Annotated in this window: 12 protein-coding genes; 9 read left to right on the top strand and 3 right to left on the bottom strand. The window is 41.1% G+C overall.

Annotated elements, in window-relative coordinates:
• Positions 1-52: 52 nt before the first annotated feature.
• Positions 53-1,762, top strand: a complete 1,710-nt coding sequence (locus Q0954_RS28105; RefSeq protein WP_366916766.1) for a zinc-dependent metalloprotease — start codon at positions 53-55, stop codon at positions 1,760-1,762.
• Between the two features lie 113 nt (positions 1,763-1,875).
• On the opposite strand, the gene Q0954_RS28100 is transcribed toward Q0954_RS28105, so the two are convergent.
• Complete coding sequence (locus Q0954_RS28100; RefSeq protein WP_299463218.1) at positions 1,876-2,958, bottom strand: DUF4097 family beta strand repeat-containing protein; 1,083 nt, start codon at positions 2,956-2,958, stop codon at positions 1,876-1,878.
• A gap of 217 nt (positions 2,959-3,175) precedes the next feature.
• Positions 3,176-5,146 carry a hypothetical protein gene (locus Q0954_RS28095; RefSeq protein WP_299463215.1) on the bottom strand — a complete coding sequence of 657 codons (1,971 nt, stop codon included), beginning with the start codon at positions 5,144-5,146 and terminating at the stop codon, positions 3,176-3,178.
• A gap of 303 nt (positions 5,147-5,449) precedes the next feature.
• On the opposite strand from Q0954_RS28095, the gene Q0954_RS28090 reads away from it, so the two are divergent.
• Positions 5,450-6,184 carry a hypothetical protein gene (locus Q0954_RS28090; protein WP_299463212.1) on the top strand — a complete coding sequence of 245 codons (735 nt, stop codon included), beginning with the start codon at positions 5,450-5,452 and terminating at the stop codon, positions 6,182-6,184.
• A 62-nt stretch (positions 6,185-6,246) separates the two neighbouring features.
• On the opposite strand, the gene Q0954_RS28085 is transcribed toward Q0954_RS28090, so the two are convergent.
• Positions 6,247-8,112 carry a DNA topoisomerase IV subunit B gene (locus Q0954_RS28085; protein ID WP_299463209.1) on the bottom strand — a complete coding sequence of 622 codons (1,866 nt, stop codon included), beginning with the start codon at positions 8,110-8,112 and terminating at the stop codon, positions 6,247-6,249.
• Between the two features lie 1,117 nt (positions 8,113-9,229).
• On the opposite strand from Q0954_RS28085, the gene Q0954_RS28080 reads away from it, so the two are divergent.
• The 7 genes from Q0954_RS28080 (at position 9,230) to Q0954_RS28050 (ending at position 16,962) form a co-directional block, all read left to right on the top strand.
• Entirely contained in the window at positions 9,230-10,378 is a 1,149-nt protein-coding gene (locus tag Q0954_RS28080) for a TonB-dependent siderophore receptor (RefSeq protein ID WP_299463206.1), read from the top strand.
• A complete protein-coding gene (locus tag Q0954_RS28075) occupies positions 10,320-11,330 on the top strand; it encodes an outer membrane beta-barrel protein (RefSeq protein ID WP_366916765.1) in 1,011 nt (336 codons plus the stop codon). Before Q0954_RS28080 ends, Q0954_RS28075 begins: the two co-directional genes overlap by 59 nt.
• Positions 11,330-12,619: a tetratricopeptide repeat protein gene (locus tag Q0954_RS28070; protein WP_299463203.1), complete on the top strand. Its 1,290-nt coding sequence runs from the start codon at positions 11,330-11,332 to the stop codon at positions 12,617-12,619. The genes Q0954_RS28075 and Q0954_RS28070 overlap by 1 nt, the downstream gene beginning before the upstream one ends.
• Positions 12,594-13,997 carry a SpoIIE family protein phosphatase gene (locus Q0954_RS28065; protein WP_299463200.1) on the top strand — a complete coding sequence of 468 codons (1,404 nt, stop codon included), beginning with the start codon at positions 12,594-12,596 and terminating at the stop codon, positions 13,995-13,997. Before Q0954_RS28070 ends, Q0954_RS28065 begins: the two co-directional genes overlap by 26 nt.
• Before the next feature lie 187 nt (positions 13,998-14,184).
• Positions 14,185-15,735 carry a TonB-dependent siderophore receptor gene (locus Q0954_RS28060; protein WP_299463197.1) on the top strand — a complete coding sequence of 517 codons (1,551 nt, stop codon included), beginning with the start codon at positions 14,185-14,187 and terminating at the stop codon, positions 15,733-15,735.
• Between the two features lie 144 nt (positions 15,736-15,879).
• Entirely contained in the window at positions 15,880-16,350 is a 471-nt protein-coding gene (locus Q0954_RS28055) for a hypothetical protein (protein WP_299463195.1), read from the top strand.
• 81 nt (positions 16,351-16,431) lie between these two features.
• Entirely contained in the window at positions 16,432-16,962 is a 531-nt protein-coding gene (locus tag Q0954_RS28050) for a hypothetical protein (RefSeq protein ID WP_299463192.1), read from the top strand.
• Positions 16,963-17,011: the final 49 nt, after the last annotated feature.

Here is a 17,011-nt window from a genome sequence, read left to right as displayed (position 1 = left end):
TATGTACATGTTTTTGGGAGGTTAGCAGCAGCCTGCATATCGTTAGTTTTCGATGTTTTTAACTAGAGATTCACATTTATACGACAAAGATATACACGAAGCTAAGCGCCGTCAGTTTATTACACGTTGGAGACTTGAACCCAAAGATCCTGAGGCGTTTAAAAGAGGAGAATTGGTAGAACCGATAAAGCCTATTGTTTATTATATAGGCGCAGGTACTCCAGTAAAGTGGCGTAAGTACCTAAAACAAGGAGTAGAAGATTGGCAAAAAGCTTTCGAAAAAGCTGGATTTAAAAATGCCATCATTGGCAAATATGCCCCTACTAAAAAAGAAGACCCAGAGTATAGCCCCGAAGATGTACGTTACTCGGTGATTCGTTACGTAACCAACCCTATTCAAAATGCAATGGGGCCTCATGTGCATGACCCACGCACCGGGGAAATTTTAGAAAGTGATATTATCTGGTATCACAATGTAATGAAACTGCTACGCAACTGGTTTTTTGTGCAAACTGCCGCCATCAACCCTGATGCCCGCAACCCTCAGTTTAGCGATGAGTTGATGGGACAATTGATTCGCTTTGTAGCTGCCCACGAAGTAGGACACACCCTGGGGTTACCTCACAATATGGGTTCAAGTTCGGCTTACCCAGTAGACTCTTTGCGCTCGGCAAGTTTTACAAAAAAAATGGGTACTGCTCCTTCTATCATGGACTATGCCCGATTTAATTATATAGCTCAACCTGGCGACAAAGGGGTTTCGTTGATGCCCAACATTGGTATTTACGACATATACGCTATTCGCTGGGGATACCGTCCTATTTTAGACAAAACTGCTGAAGAAGAACGTGTGGTACTGAACCAATGGATCAAAGAAAAAGCAGGTGATAAAAACTATCGTTTTGGACGTCAAATGTTTGGTCCACGCGATCCATCAGCCCAAACCGAAGATTTAGGTGATGATGCAGTAAAAGCCAGTAGTTATGGCATTGCCAACCTTAAGCGCATTATGAACAATCTAGTAAAGTGGACTTATAAAGAAGGAGAAAGTTACGAAACGCTGAAAGAGCTTTATGGACAAATATTGGGGCAATGGAGTCGCTATATGGGGCACGTTGCTACCAATGTTGGGGGAGTATATGAGTACTATAAAACAGCCGACCAGAAAGGTGATGTATATATCCATGTGCCTAAATCCCACCAGAAAAAAGCCCTGAAATTTTTGATTGCTCAGGCTTTTAAAACGCCAACCTGGATGATTCGCAAAGACATATTGGCTAAGGTAGAAGCCGATGGGATTATCAACCGTATTCGTGTGGCACAAGTAAGGGTGTTGACCCAATTGCTTGATTTTAGTCGCTTGGCGCGCCTCATCGAAAACGAAACGTTGAATGGCAACCAGGCTTATAAGATTATAGATATGTGCAAAGATTTACGCGATGGCATTTGGAGTGAAGCCAAAAATGGAGGCAAAACAGGGACTTACCGCCGTAACTTGCAACGTGCCCATGTAGAGCAACTGGAGCACTTACTGACTAAAGAACAAGCTCCTGTAAAGAACCGTGCTTTGTTGAGTTTTATGGGTTACTCAAAGGTAGATGTAAGCCAATCAGACATTCGTCCTATTGCCCGTGGTGAGCTGACTCAAATTAAGAACCTAGCGCGCCGCGCTGCCAGTACCAGCAGCGATTCGATGACTAAATACCATTACCAGGATATAGTAGCACGCATTGAGGCCATTCTGAACCCAAAAGGTAAATAAAATTTAGGTCGTTAGTCTTTTATAAGGCTTTAGTTACACAAAAAACCCACCGCTGACAGACAATGGTCAGTAGTGGGCTTTTTTTATGAAATCTAATTCCAAGGTAGCACTGGTTACTTTCCTTCGTCAAAAGACACATAACGTTGACTACCCGAACGGCTAATACCTGTAACTAAAATACGATTGCCATTTCTGAGCACAAAACGTTTGCCCGAACGTTGCCCTCCTATGCGCAGGCTGCCCGAACTAGCCCTTAAGTCAAAGTCTAACTTTTTAAGGTCATTTTTAAGTCTCATTTTAATGCCTCCCGATCGACTTTCAAAGTCTGAGTTACCCGTAAGCAATATTTCATCCCCTTTGATACTGCCCGATGACGCACGTACATTCAAAGTACCTTGTACGTTTTTAAGATATACCCCACCCGAACTCGCCTTGGCCTTAAGGTTACCCGTCAGGTTGCTTACCTTGATAGACCCCGAAGAGGTTCTAAGGCTGGTATTTCCTTTGACACCGGTTACTCTGATACCTCCCGAATTTGCCTGAGTGGTAAACTCTGCGGTGACGTTTGCCCAACGTTGCCCCCCCGAACTACTCTGGGCAATGAGCGTTTGTCCGCTCACATTCTCAGCTCTGATACTACCCGAAGATGACTTAAACTCTATGTTTTTGCCGCTGATGTTTTCTGTCTTTATACTACCAGAGCTGGTTTTGATGTATACTTTAGGTGAGTTGATATTGGCGGCTTTTACGCTACCTGAGTTGGCGGCAAGGTGGGTAATGGCTCCGTTGAGTCCTACACCATACACACTGCCCGACGTATTTTGTACTACTACATTGGTACCCTTAGGTATTTTAAACATTAATTTGCTCTTGGAAATGATAGAAAAACCTATTTTAAAAGATTTTCCATCCAGCCATACCTTAAGGGTATTGCCTACCTTTTGGTGCATAAACTTGTATGCCCCTTTGCTGTAGTTTCCGGTAATGTCGCCAAAAAAAGACACCTTATCAGTATTGTCTACTGCGCCTATTTCTACTCGACAAAAGCGGGCTTTGATTTCTACGTTTTTTATGCCAGCATAACTTGTGTCAACCTGAGCCACCACACTGCCTTGTGCCTGGCTCGAAAAGCTATAAAAAGTAAGGACGCAAAACACCAGGGTAATGACCCAAAGTAAATATTTAATATTTTTCATGAATTTTAAGGTTATATGATCTAATGGTTTTGGTAAAGTTACAAAATACATGGATAACTATTTTTAGTTTTTTATGTGGGTGTAACAATCAGACACTTGCCTCTGGTCTAAAGGTTGCATTGGAGGAGAAAAAAAATCAACTTTTGTACCGTTACCAGAGTTACTCAATAAAATCATTTTTAAAGGCTTCAAAATAAAGATCAAATATTCATAGGACTTACCCTTGCAATAAACTGCGCGCAAACACCTTGAGACGACCAAAGTATTCTCCACTAACTCCATGAAGTATATACTGTTGCCTGACTTGATTATATGTTGCAAGAAACCTGGCGGGTACTATAGGGTCTAAAGCGTCAAAGTAACCAACTACATCAGCAAAATCAACACACCTTAAAGCTTCTACCACACCAAGTTGTAGTTCAGATGGCTGATGTATGTCTACCACTGGCTTGGCTGGTTCTGCCTCTAGTGCTTCTGCGGGTTGCTCATTTACCTCATCATTATTAGTGGGTAATAAAGCCTGGGGCATTGTTTCAGCTACATCAGCTTCTTTTTTCAGCTTTATTCCACCATTTTTCAACAAAGACCAATACAATATCAGCAAATCATTAATCGAGATGTATGGTTTTGAATAGCTCAAACCATTTTTTGCCAAAAGTTCACTCAAATCACTGGTCTTAAAAAACAAATTGTCATACGCATTGTACCTTTGAGTGCTTCTGGTGGGGCTCTTATGAGAACCAAGATATCCAGCACACAAAGGGTTTAGATCTACGCCTACCTTATTTTTAATTGCTTGTTGGATAAGTACTCGGTTCCTCTCTAAATTTCGCTTATCGTCCTCCTTTACAAGGGCTTGTTTCACACTAGAGTAATCTATTTCATTTATTTGGCGTATATTTTCCTCATTTAAAAAAGCTTTGAATTGATCGCCTATTACTTTCAAACTCACCTGATAGTTGGCAACCGCTAAGAAATACGCTGTTATATGGCTTTGCCCTTTTGCCTGGAGGTGTTCCCCAATTAGTTGAATCAGTTGATTCCTTAGACGCTTTTTTTCTAATAAAATATCTTTCTTTGACTGCATGACTTCTTTTTCTTGAGGGCTCACTTCTGCTATAAAGGTATCATCTTTTAACAATGACCAACACAAAGTTACTAAATCATTGATAGATAGAAATGACTTGGTAGGGGTCAAATTGTTTTGGGCAAACAAACCTTTCAAATCGCTGGTTTTCACAAACAATGCCGCATACGCATTGTACCTTTGGGTGCTTCGGGTGGGGTTGTTGCAAGGGCCAAGGTATCCACAACACAGTGGGTTGAGGTCTATACCCTCACTACTTTCAATTGCTTCTTGAATAAGGCTTTGATTATACTCCAGGTTGCGCTTATCGTCCTCCTTTACAAGGGCTTGTTTCACACTAGAGTAATCTATTTCATTTATTTGGCGTATATTTTCCTCATTTAAAAAAGCTTTGAATTGATCGCCTATTACTTTCAAACTCACCTGATAGTTGGCAACCGCTAAGAAATACGCTGTTATATGGCTTTGCCCTTTTGCCTGGAGGTGTTCCCCAATTAGTTGAATCAGTTGATTCCTTAGACGCTTTTTTTCTAATAAAATATCTTTCTTTGACTGCATGACTTCTTTTTCTTGAGGGCTCACTTCTGCTATAAAGGTATCATCTTTTAACAATGACCAACACAAAGTTACTAAATCATTGATAGATAGAAATGACTTGGTAGGGGTCAAATTGTTTTGGGCAAACAAACCTTTCAAATCGCTGGTTTTCACAAACAATGCCGCATACGCATTGTACCTTTGGGTGCTTCGGGTGGGGTTGTTGCAAGGGCCAAGGTATCCACAACACAGTGGGTTGAGGTCTATACCCTCACTACTTTCAATTGCTTCTTGAATAAGGCTTTGATTATACTCCAGGTTGCGCTTATCGTCCTCCTTTACAAGGGCTTGCTTCACACTAGAGTAATCAATTTCATCTATTTGACGTATATTTTCCTCATTTAAAAAAGCTTTGAATTGATCGCCTATTACTTTCAAGTTGACTTTATAACTGGCATTCGCCAAAAAATAAACTTCTATATAGTCTTGTCCTTTTGATTGCAGGTAGGCTCCAACTTTTTGAATAAGCTTGTTTCTTTTTTGGGATTGGGTTTTATTGGACATCTGTATTCTAACAAAAGTTTGATTTAAGCCAGCATATTACGCATTTTATTGTTTTTTTCCATATCCATCTACTGTAATTTACCTGTACAAATAACTGTTTACACCATAAATAATCAACAATCAGTTTTCTTCCAGGACATATTTAAAGATAAAAACTGCTTGATAAAACAGTCCTTTCTGGAAACAAAAAAAGGCTAGACTCGAATAACATAAGAAGAGTTTGCTCCACCAATGCCTCACCAAGTTTAAAGTCTGGTTTTTGGGTAGCAAATCAAGTCCATTACCCCAAATAAATCTGTTTATATGACAAAATCATTGTACAACACTTTGTATTTGCTGATCTTATTGGTAGGCGTGCTGGCTTGCGCCAAAAAAGACGATATAGTAGACCCAGTGGCTGGTGGAGGAAATACAACAACGCTTACCGGCAATACCGAAGCAACGGATGCCCAAAACAACCAATACACAGTGGGTTTTGACCAGGCAAGCAGTAACAACCAAAACCCTTATGTAATAAAAAAAGATGGACAAGGCAATCAACTGTGGAAGGTAACCTACGAAAATACCGGAGTAGATGGCAGGGCTGTACTGGTTACGGTAGATGCCAACAATGTACCCTGGGTGGTGTTTACGGTAGATGGGGGCAGTAATGATGCAGGCTACATCACCAAAAAACAAATAAATGCTGATGCTTTTAGTGGGGTGTATATGAATAGTTATGGCAGTGGTGGAGGTCCCAAGGCTTCAGTCATTGCCCAATTAGACCCTGCCACAGGTAACATTGTTAAAGGGTCTTTTATGACAGCAAGGCTCACCAGTGGCAAAACCAACACGCTCAATATTACCAAAATAGGGTTTAATAATGGTAATTTTGCCTTTGAGATTTCATCGGCAGCCTGGCCTCCGGGCAAGGGCAGTTCTTATATTCGTTTTCCTGACATTACCGATGACAACCGAATAGATGGGGCATTTAAAATATACTATGAAATAAAAACCGACCTGTCTGAGATTGTAGTGGCTACTTTGCTTACCCAATAGGCACAAAAAAACGGCGGGCAACCCAAAGCTACCCACCGTTTTTTTACTTAAGTGTCCTAGAATTAAGCAGTTTCTGTTTCTAAAGCTTCGCCTTCTACAGTGTCATTCTCCACCCTTAAGTTATCCACAATAAACTTTTGTCGATCTGCTGTATTTTTACCCATATAATAAGCAAGCACATCATCTATAGAAGTTTCAGAGCGCAAACTTACCGGTTCGGCGCGCATATCTGACCCGATAAACTGCCCAAACTCATCGGGAGAAATCTCACCCAAACCTTTAAATCGAGTAATTTCGGGCTTGCTTCCCAAAGATTTTATCGCACGTTGTTTTTCTTTTTCGCTGTAGCAATACACTGTTTTTTTCTTGTTGCGCACTCTAAACAAAGGTGTCTCCAATACGTACAAATGCCCCTGCTTGACCACATCAGGAAAAAACTGCAAAAAGAAAGTCATCAATAACAAACGAATGTGCATACCATCTACATCGGCATCAGTAGCAATCACAATTTTGTTATAGCGAAGGTTTTCTATGCCATCCTCAATATCAAGAGCGTGCTGTAGTAAATTAAACTCTTCGTTTTCGTATACTACCTTTTTGGTTAATTTATAACAGTTGAGTGGTTTACCCCGCAAACTAAATACTGCCTGGGTTTGCACATCGCGGGCTTTGGTCAAAGAACCACTCGCCGAGTCTCCCTCGGTAATAAACAAGGTAGTTTCGTAACGATTGTCTTTTTTCTGGTCAATAAAATGTACCCGGCAGTCACGCAGCTTTTTGTTGTGTAAATTTGCCTTACGTGCTTTTTGGTTGGCAAGTTTTTTAATCACTGAAATCTCTTTGCGCTCTTTCTCCGACTGCAAAATACGCGCTTCGATTGCCTTGGCTACTTCGGGGTTACGATGTAAATAGTTGTCGAGCTCAGTTTTGATAAAATCATTGACAAATGCCCGAATGCTCAAGCCTCCCGGAGCCACCTGCTGAGACCCTAGCTTGGTTTTGGTTTGTGACTCAAACACGGGTTCTTGCACCCTTATACTCACGGTGGCCACTATAGATGCCCGCACATCGGCAGATTCGAAATCTTTGCCATAAAAATCGCGCGCTACCTTTACCACGCTTTCTCTAAAAGCCGACAGGTGGGTTCCTCCCTGGGTAGTATTTTGCCCGTTTACAAACGAATAATATTCTTCACCGTATTGGTTTGAGTGGGTCAGTGCTACTTCAATGTCATTGCCCTTGAGGTGAATAATAGGGTAACGAATATTGGTTTTGCTGGTTTTGAGGCGCAATAAATCAAGTAACCCATTTTCAGAAAAATACTCTTTGCCATTGAACTTGATCTTAAGCCCGGCATTTAAGAAAGCATAGTTCCAGATGAGATCTTCTAAAAAATCAGGGTTGTATTTATAGTTGACAAAAACATCATTATCAGGCTCAAAAATAGTCAATGTACCATTGCGCTCCGATGTTTTGGCAATAGGTTCATCATTGGCAATGACCCCTTGGTTAAACTCTGCCACTTTGGTTTCACCGTCGCGAAAAGACTGTACTTTAAAGTAAGCCGACAAAGCATTTACTGCTTTGGTACCTACTCCGTTCAAACCTACCGATTTTTGGAAAGCATCAGAGTCATACTTTCCTCCAGTATTGATCTTAGACACACAGTCTATTACTTTTCCTAGTGGAATCCCCCTTCCATAATCGCGCACTACCACTCTTTTCTCTTCGAGTTTGATTTCTATTTTTTTACCAAACCCCATCATGTGTTCATCTATAGAGTTGTCCAAAATCTCTTTGACCAACACATAAATGCCATCATCATGCGCCGATCCATTGCCCAACTTCCCGATGTACATACCAGGACGTTTACGAATATGCTCGCGCCAGTCAAGGGTTTTTATATTATCTTCTGTATACTTACTCATTTTTTATTTTCTTTTTGCGTCTTTTATTTTCAACTTCATAGTGTCTCCAAAAACTTTGGCAAATTGCTAAGGAATGGTGAGAAATTAAATTACCATTCTTGAGGTAGAGGTTTTGTTTTGAGACGAGGCTATTTTTTGCGCCCATAGCAGCGCTACGGGCAATAAAAATAACGAAGTATCAAGGCGAAAAATCACCCCTCAGAGTGTAAATTTATTTTTGAACAATTCCTAAGGAATGGTGTAAAAATAAATTTCTATAGTAACGCTAAAATATTTTGTTGCTATACGCGGCACGGCAATATCCAGTGGATATTGAGCGAGCTTGAGGGATGATCGGCTAATAGCATCGCTATTCGGCTATTTTTTAACAACGTATAGCCTCAAAAGATGAGGTTAAGAATGCGTATTTATTTTGGTACCATTCCTTAGACTACACAAATATATAAAATTTGCCAAAAATATAAACACTCAAGAAGCCTAATGTTATTATTATTAGCAAAACTACTCATTTTGCTTACCCAAGTAGGTTTCACTGTCTCATATCATCACTTGAGTACATCGGTATTCTTACCTTAAAAGTTTTACAGATGGGGTAAAATTAAATAGAAAATCAACAATTAATAATTCTGTCTTCAATTTTAGGCCAGAGAGTCAACAGGTTAAAAGTCGTTTTATGGCTAAAACGTAAACGTTTTATAAAAAAGCCGCATAAAAAGTACAGGCAACATTTTTTGTCGGTATTTGCAAAAATACAGCTTTCACAGCGAAAACCTGTCTTACAGTCCTTTGTCTCGTGCAATCACCTAACTTTGTACTTAATTAAATATCTAAATGATCATACGCTACTGTAATAAGGTTATTTTGAGGCAAACACAAAGCTTTTAGGGTTGTAAAGCAACAATTATCCTGCTGTTTGGCAAACAATTTTGTTTATATATTTCGCTAAAAACGGAGCAATTGAGTAATTGAAAGCCCTTTAATAATTATAATAAAATCCTTTTTTACAAACCCCAAAATTAGATTTTACCCGATAAATCATCTATTGGCAAAAGCCTATGCATAACTTTTGCTTTACCTGCCTAAAAATAACTCTCCTGCTACACCATAAACTCTGTATATGATGGCATATAAATCGCACTGGTGGTTAATTATCACATTTATTATCAGTCAGGCAGTGATGCTTACCGCTACCGCACAAACCGACTCCAGCCACAAATCAGCATTTTTCACCTCGTCGGCAAATGAGGTGATGAAACTATCAAAAAACAACAACAATAGTGTAACTACTACCTCTAAAAAAGCCGAAAGAATTACTGAAGCAGCAGGTATTATCTCAGTAGTCACTCAGAAAGAAATAGAGGCTTTTGGGGCTTTGTCGTTGGTAGATGTACTAGACAGGTTGAGCAGTATATACGTCTTGAGCACTTATGCCTACCCCAATAATATGGTATCTATCAGGGGCGACAACACCGCACAGTACAACAACCGGGTGTTGATATTGCTGGATGGACGCCCCATGCGGGAAAGTTTGTTTTTGGGTGAAAACCGCGCAATTTATAGCATGATTCCGTTAAATACCATTGATCGAATAGAACTACTCAAGGGCCCAGGCTCTACTTTGTATGGCACGTCAGCGTTTACGGGAGCCATCAATATCATCACCAAAAAAGGAAAAGAAGCCCGTAAGTTTGACCAAAGTATCTCGTATGGAGCTTTCCAACGTTTTCAAACCAATTTTTCGGGAGGCATTTCGGCAAAAGATGCTACCTTGAGCTGGGGCTTAAACTATGTAGATGACAAAGGTTGGGACTTTACAGCCATCGACGAAAATGGCACTACACGCACCATTCAAATGCTACAAAAAGGCCTGGGGGGACAAATGAAGCTCGACTATGGTAACTTTACCCTACAGGGATATTACGGCGTAAATGAACAAGCTACCATAGGAAACTCCCCCCAATTTGGCTCAAGCATTAACCGCCCTTACGACGACTACCGCTCTTATTCTTCCCGCCTGTTTTTAGATGCAGGCTACGACCTTCGCCTTTCGTCAAAAATCAGTAATCAAACCAATGTTACTTACAATCGCTATGATTTTCGTTTCTTTTATATCGAGGCCAATGACGTTTCACGCCAGGCAGGGTCTAATGATGTGCTGATAGAAAATACAACATTTTTGAATTTGGGTAAAAAAAACAGAGGTAATATTGGGAGGAGTGGCCAACTACCGCCAAGGCTACGGCACCCAACCCGTGCTCAATGCTGATGGGTCTGACTATGACATTTTCAATAACCCTGTGCCCAACCCCAATCCTTTTGTGTTTGTGCCCAATAGCCAGGAAATATTCTGGGGGGTATACACCCAAGCCAGTTATCACCCGTTTAGCTACCTAAAAATAGTAGCGGGTGGGCAACTCAACAAAGCACCTGGCACGCCTATAGACATTGTACCCAGGTTAGCGTTAATTAGTAATTTTAGCAAAAATTTTGGTGCCAAGCTGATGTTCCGACAAGCTTTTAGGTCACCCTCTATCAGCGAACGGTTCAGAAAATCGAGATCGGCTTACGGCGATCCTACCCTTGCCCCTGAAACAATCACCACTATAGAAGCTCAAATATACCGGGAGATACCAGGCAAACTACTTGGAACGCTGACTTACTTTAACAGTACTGGCAATAGACTTATCAGACGGAGCCGTCCCAGCGATAGCCTCTTGGTGATTGATGGAGTGTCGGTAGCCAAGTACATCAACGAGGGAAGCATCAATACTCAGGGCATAGAACCGGAAGGGAAAAGGCAGTTTGCCAACAATTTATCGCTCAATGTAAATGCATCGTTTTTTTGGGAAGGTGAAAATACAACAGCTACTGTAACCGGTATGCCCAACCTAATGGCAAAAGCTGGCTTAAGTTACCGTTTGCCACGGTATGGCTCGCTGGGTATATACCATAGTTACTTTGGCAAAGGAACCGATATAAACGCCCAACAAATGGTCAACCCAACGCCAGAGGCTTTTCATTTTTTAAGTGCCAACCTACGCCTCAACCTTGCCTCGTTGTTTCAGTTTAATGGCTTATATTCGGTTTTTCTAGAGGTGTATGCCCGCAACCTGCTCAATGCCCAGGTACACTATCCTGAGTATATCAGACGCAACATCAACTCTATCCCCGGAAGGGCAGGTAGGGCTTTTTATGGCACTTTAAGACTTTCGTTCTAATGAGAAACTTTTTTTTACATATCATATTTGCCAACCCATTGGTTTGGCTTATGTTGCTTGGTGGCACCATGCAGGCACAAACCAAAGATGCTTTACGCCAACAAATTAAAACTACTACTGATCGAACAAAAAAATGCCAGTTATTGCTTCAGCTTGCCACGCTTGAACTTAAGCAAAACCAAGCAGATAATGCCTTGTTGCACGCCCAACGAGGGCTCACCCTGGTGACCAAACAAAAGCCAATTGTTCAAGCAAAAGCCTTGCTGTTGATGGGGCGGGCTTATATGCAAAAACAACAATACCCTAATGCATTGGAACACCACCTGCAAGCACAAATTATTGCTAAAAATATCCAAAACACCTACTTGATCAACGAGGCAAATCAGGCGTTGGGAGACCTTTATTACCATTGGCAAATATATGACAAAGCCCTGAGCTATTACCTTTTGGTAAAATCTAACGTTGCTCCTACACAAGCCGCTACCAATGCGCAACGGGTTAGTTTGATCTATAGTCAGTATAATAAAAAAACGGAGGCAATCCGCTGGGCAACCAAGGCTTTACAGATTTACAAAAGTCTGGACAACACACCCGAAATAATTACTACCCTCAGGAAGTTGTCTGCATTGAGTCAACGCAATGGACAAAACAAGCAGGCAATTGCTTATAATGAAGCCATTATACAATACAAAGATAAAATGGAGCCAATAGCTTTGGTAGAACCCTACAACAATATTGGCTTTTTGTACAAACAACAAAAGCAATATGATACGGCGCTGGACTATTACAACCAAGCCTTGAAAATAAGCAAACAAACTTTGGGAAATGATGCAGAAGGAAGCAAACGCCATATCAAGCTATTGACTAATATCGCGGTGATTTTGATACACCTCGACCAACCCAAGGAAGCAAAAATTAACTATTACAAAGCCATCGATTTGGCGAAAGAACAAAAAGATGCACTGCTTACTGCTGACTTGTACAATCACCTGGCTGCTTACCAATATATTTACAACAAAAACTTTTCGGCCATTGACTACGCCCAAGAAGCAGTAAATATTGCCACGCCACTGGTAAACGATGCCAAACACTCGACTAACGCTCACAAGTTACTGACTACCAGCTATCAGTTATTGGCAAATGCTTATCAGAAAGAAGAGAACTACCCACAAGCCAAAAAGTATCTTCAGTTATATAATCAGGCTGTGACTACCCAGCAACAAGCACAACAACAAAAAAAAACAGCAATTGTTGCAAAACAGAATGAATATAGCACAAAAAGAAAATGAATTGAAGCTGTTGCTCAAAGATAAAGAGAGGCAGGCGCTTGCCTTGAAACAAGCAAAAATAGAAGCCCAAAAAAAAGCCAGTGATCTTAAACTACGCACCAAAGAGCTGGAATTGCTCAAAAAAAACCAACAACTACAGGAAGAGCGTTTTAAGAGTCAACAAGCTGAAAAAGCCCGAATGGAACAATTGCTGCAGTTTACCAAACAACAGGCACTGGCAGAAAAACAGAGGCAAAAAATTACCCTATTGAAAAAAAATAAGGCTTTACAGGAGTTAGTCCTGAAAAAACAAGCCATAGAAAAGAAAGAAAAGCAAAAAGAGATTGCTTTGCTAGAGAAAGATCGTAAGCTAAAGGAGGTACGCTTAGAAGAAGCTCAAAAGGTACGCAAATACGGCCTTTGGATTATCTCGTTGGGCACCCTTGCTTTTTTGGCAGTAGTAATAGGGCTCGTGATGGCCTACAGAAGTCGAAAAAAGGTATTGTCACAAAATAGCCTGATCAATGCCAAACAAGAAGAAATTTTGACCCAAAATGAGGAGCTTCAACAGCAGCAAGAAGAACTTGCCACTCAACGTGATTTTGCCGACCAAAAAAGCAAAGAGCTCGATCACCAAAACCAGCAAATGAGAAAAAGTATGGTATATGCCAGCAATATCCAGCAAGCGTTGTTGCCTTCTACCAGCCAACTCAGTCATCACTTTAAAGAGCATTTTATTATTTTTTACCCCAAAGACATCGTTTCGGGCGATTTTTATTGGTTTGCCGAACACAAAGCACAAAAACTAGTGGCAGTGGTTGACTGTACCGGACACGGGGTACCAGGTGCGTTTATGAGTATGATTGGCAACTCGGTGCTCAACGAAACAGTCAATGAAAAAGGCATATATGACCCTGCCCTTATACTGGAACGCCTGCACCAGGAAGTAAGAAAAGGGCTCAAACAAGAAGATGAGTCAAACACCGACGGTATGGATGTATGCTTATGTAGTTTTGTGGCGGGGTCAAACGGTACTACTGAGGTGGTTTTTGCTGGTGCCAAAAGAGACTTACTGTATTTTAAAAACGGGCAACTGCTGAAAATCAAGGGCGATAGGGTGTCTATAGGTGGGTTTCAGCATGAAGCCAAGCGCACTTTTACCAACCAACCCATTACTTTGCACTCCAACGATGTATGGTACTTGATGAGCGATGGCTTTGTAGATACTGCCAATGTCAAACGAAAGTCGTTTGGTAATAAACGTTTGCAACAAGTGATGATGCGCATTGCCAACGAGCCACTCGACCAACAAAAGGAGGCATTAAAACAAGCCATGTTCGATTTTAAGGGAGACGCTGACCAAAGGGATGATATTTTGGTGATTGGTCTCAAAGTATAGGCAAATTTTGCAGCCTGTTTGTACAAAATTCACGTAGTATTATCATATATTAACTATATTGAAACCCTCATTCCTTGCCTTGGCATTATCTGTCGATTAATTACACTATACCAGCTATTACTCAAACTATATCTTTACAAAGTCAAGCATTTTTTTTGCTAAACACTCCATTACAAACTTACGATCTATGATGTTGAAAAAAGTATTTTGTTTTTTTGGCTTTTTACTCTATGCCCTGCCACTACAGGCACAAACTGACTCCATTTACTTGTCGTCGGTAAACGAAATACTAGGTTTACCACTACGCAACAAGGCAGGGGTGGATATTGTCAGTGCATCTAAAAAAAGTGAGCGTTTGTTTGAAGCACCATTGGCTGCTTCGGTGATTACCCGCGAAGAAATCGTTGCCTCAGGAGCTACCTCAGTAATAGAAGCATTACGTCTGGTACCAGGTGTAATGGTGCGCGAAACCAATAACGGAAATTATTCGGTGCACATAAGAGGGCTTGACTATGTGCCAGCCTATGCCGCCCTGATAGACGCCAACGTAACCCAAACCACTAGTTTGGTAATGATTGATTACCGCCCGGTATACAATCACTTGAATGGGGGAATTTTCTGGGATTTACTACCTATAGATATACAAGACCTTGAACGCATAGAAGTAGTGCGGGGTCCAGCCTCTACCCTGTATGGAGCCAATGCAGTAAGTGGGGTGATTCACTTTATTACCCGCAAAAAAAGCAGTTATAAAGACCTTGATGTAAATCTAAGCTCGCAAACTGGTACAATGAACACCCTGTTACTCAATACAATAATCGGGTATCGGCTTAGCCCTAAACTCAACTTTCAGTTATCATCAAATTATCAAAACCGCGAACGGGAAAATTTATACTTTGACGACCTCACCAACGATTATGTGCCGCTGGACTCACTACTACCCGATGCTCAACTCAGAGAAACTACTAGCCCTAACCCTGGCATTTCACTGCAGAAGTATGGGCTCAATGCTTACCTCAACTACCAGCCTTCCAGTAAAATATCTTTTGACCTAAGTGCTGGCCTTGCCAATAATGTAGCCCATCGGGTATCGGGTGGAGGGCGTATACCTATGGAGTACAATCAAAGTAGAAATGCTTATGTTACTTTGAATAGTACAGTTCACCGACTTAAAACTTATGCGTCGTATTGGTGGGGCAGAGACGGTACTTTTTCGTTACTGGCTCCTTACAACTACCGGGTATTAGACGCTACTACTGAGTATGACTTTCAACCTATCAAAAACCTGACACTTACCCCTTCGGCTGCGGTGAGGTTTGTAGATTATAAAGAAGACCTCAGTACTGGAAAAGATCAGTTACTGGAAGACAATGCCACATCGTTTACTTATGCTGGGGGAGTAAAACTAGACTATAAACTGGCTAAAAAATGGCGAATCATAGGAGGTATAAGGGCAGAAAAATTTAAGTTTCCTAACCAGATTTACCTCAACTACCAGGCAATATTGGCTTATAAACCCACCGAGAAGCATTTTTTTAGATTGCTGTATGGACGCGCCAACACGGGGTCTTTTTTATACAATAACAAGGTAAATATTAGTGTAACCCCTCCTATTGCTGCTCCACCAGGCTTTGATGGTTTCAAAGTCACCAACCAGGGAGTACCCGATGTAGAACCTATCACCCAAGATATGATAGAATTGGGCTATAGGGGTAAACTTAACAACCGTGTTTTATGAAATGTAGAAGTTTTTGCTTCGTCTACTACCAACTTTACTACTTCGGTAAGCAATGGCCCTCAGCCCAACCCTCCTTTTATAGAAGAAATACTTAGGCGAACCAATATGCCGCTTAGGGTAGAGCAAGTTGGTACCACCTTAAGCATGAATCTGAGTTTTAGCAGACTCAAGATTACCCCATTTGTTACATTGCAACAAACCAACCTCAAAAACTTTTCGCCTTCGAACCGCAGCCCAAGTTATGACAGTACCCAAAGCTATTTAGATACATCTGATTTACCTCATGAGGGTACCCCTGCTTTTTATGGGGGGCTTAATGTGTTTTATGTACCCTTATCGGGTTTGCAAATATACCTGAATGCTTTTGTGTTTGGCAGTCACAATTTTTACGGAAGTGTAATGGCTCCCCCTGGCACACCTCTTAACCTTGCTGATGCTCCTAAGGCAGTCATTCCACAACAAGCCCTGATCAATATTAAGATAAACTATGTACTCAAAGACCAGGTGCATTTGTTTGTCAATGCCCGTAACCTGCTGAGCAACAACCAGCCACAGCATTTTCATACTGATAGAATACGCCCAATGGTGCTGTTTGGGTTTGGGGTAGACTTATAACTTTTGGGGTTGATAATGCGATAGCTCAACTAAGTCAGGCGTCAGGTAATGGACTTGGTACAATTACAAGAAGAATAAATTATGAAAAATTTTGCTGTATGTTTTTTGATCTTATGGCTGGGGTGTACACCTGCCATGATCAGTGCTCAAAACACTAAGGTCACCGAGTTGCTTACCCAGCTCAATCAAACCAAAGATGAGCTAAATAAAATTGCATTGCTTAAGCAAATAGGACTCGAATACAAAAAAAATGATGTGTATAAAAAGGCCATTGCTTACTATGAACAGGCTTATCGGTTGGAAAAGAAACATGCTACCCGGACACAACAACTACAAACAATGGAGTACCTGGCGCTTTTTCATACCCAAACACGTAATTATGCGCAGGCAATTGCCTTGCACCAACAACTGTATAAAGCACACAAGGAGGGTAATAACTACTCCAAGGCAATGGAAGCCCTGATTCAGAGCGGCGATTTGCACAAACAAAAAGGAGGCTTTGAGAAAGCTATAGATACAAAGCTGGAGGTGATTGCTTTTGCCCAACAAATAAAAGATACACCTGCCGAGATAAACGCCTCGATCAATAGACTTCTTGCGAAAGTGTTTTAAGCAGCATTTGCATTTACGAAAGTAGCAATCAGTGTCGCTCTTAGACCAA

It is taken from the genome of uncultured Microscilla sp., from assembly GCF_947493425.1.
In the GTDB taxonomy this organism is placed as follows: Bacteria; Bacteroidota; Bacteroidia; order Cytophagales; family Microscillaceae; genus Microscilla.
The sequence above is the reverse complement of the archived record's forward strand: the minus strand, read 5'-3'. Positions and strand labels throughout refer to the sequence as shown.

Excerpts from the sequence above, each read along its gene's own strand:
- Q0954_RS28105 (WP_366916766.1), top strand. The coding sequence starts at position 53 with ATGTTTTTAACTAGAGATTCACATTTATACGACAAAGATATACACGAA.
- Q0954_RS28100 (WP_299463218.1), bottom strand. The coding sequence starts at position 2,958 with ATGAAAAATATTAAATATTTACTTTGGGTCATTACCCTGGTGTTTTGC.
- Q0954_RS28095 (WP_299463215.1), bottom strand. The coding sequence starts at position 5,146 with ATGTCCAATAAAACCCAATCCCAAAAAAGAAACAAGCTTATTCAAAAA.
- Q0954_RS28090 (WP_299463212.1), top strand. The coding sequence starts at position 5,450 with ATGACAAAATCATTGTACAACACTTTGTATTTGCTGATCTTATTGGTA.
- Q0954_RS28085 (WP_299463209.1), bottom strand. The coding sequence starts at position 8,112 with ATGAGTAAGTATACAGAAGATAATATAAAAACCCTTGACTGGCGCGAG.
- Q0954_RS28080 (WP_299463206.1), top strand. The coding sequence starts at position 9,230 with ATGATGGCATATAAATCGCACTGGTGGTTAATTATCACATTTATTATC.
- Q0954_RS28070 (WP_299463203.1), top strand. The coding sequence starts at position 11,330 with ATGAGAAACTTTTTTTTACATATCATATTTGCCAACCCATTGGTTTGG.
- Q0954_RS28065 (WP_299463200.1), top strand. The coding sequence starts at position 12,594 with ATGAATATAGCACAAAAAGAAAATGAATTGAAGCTGTTGCTCAAAGAT.
- Q0954_RS28060 (WP_299463197.1), top strand. The coding sequence starts at position 14,185 with ATGATGTTGAAAAAAGTATTTTGTTTTTTTGGCTTTTTACTCTATGCC.
- Q0954_RS28055 (WP_299463195.1), top strand. The coding sequence starts at position 15,880 with ATGAATCTGAGTTTTAGCAGACTCAAGATTACCCCATTTGTTACATTG.
- Q0954_RS28050 (WP_299463192.1), top strand. The coding sequence starts at position 16,432 with ATGAAAAATTTTGCTGTATGTTTTTTGATCTTATGGCTGGGGTGTACA.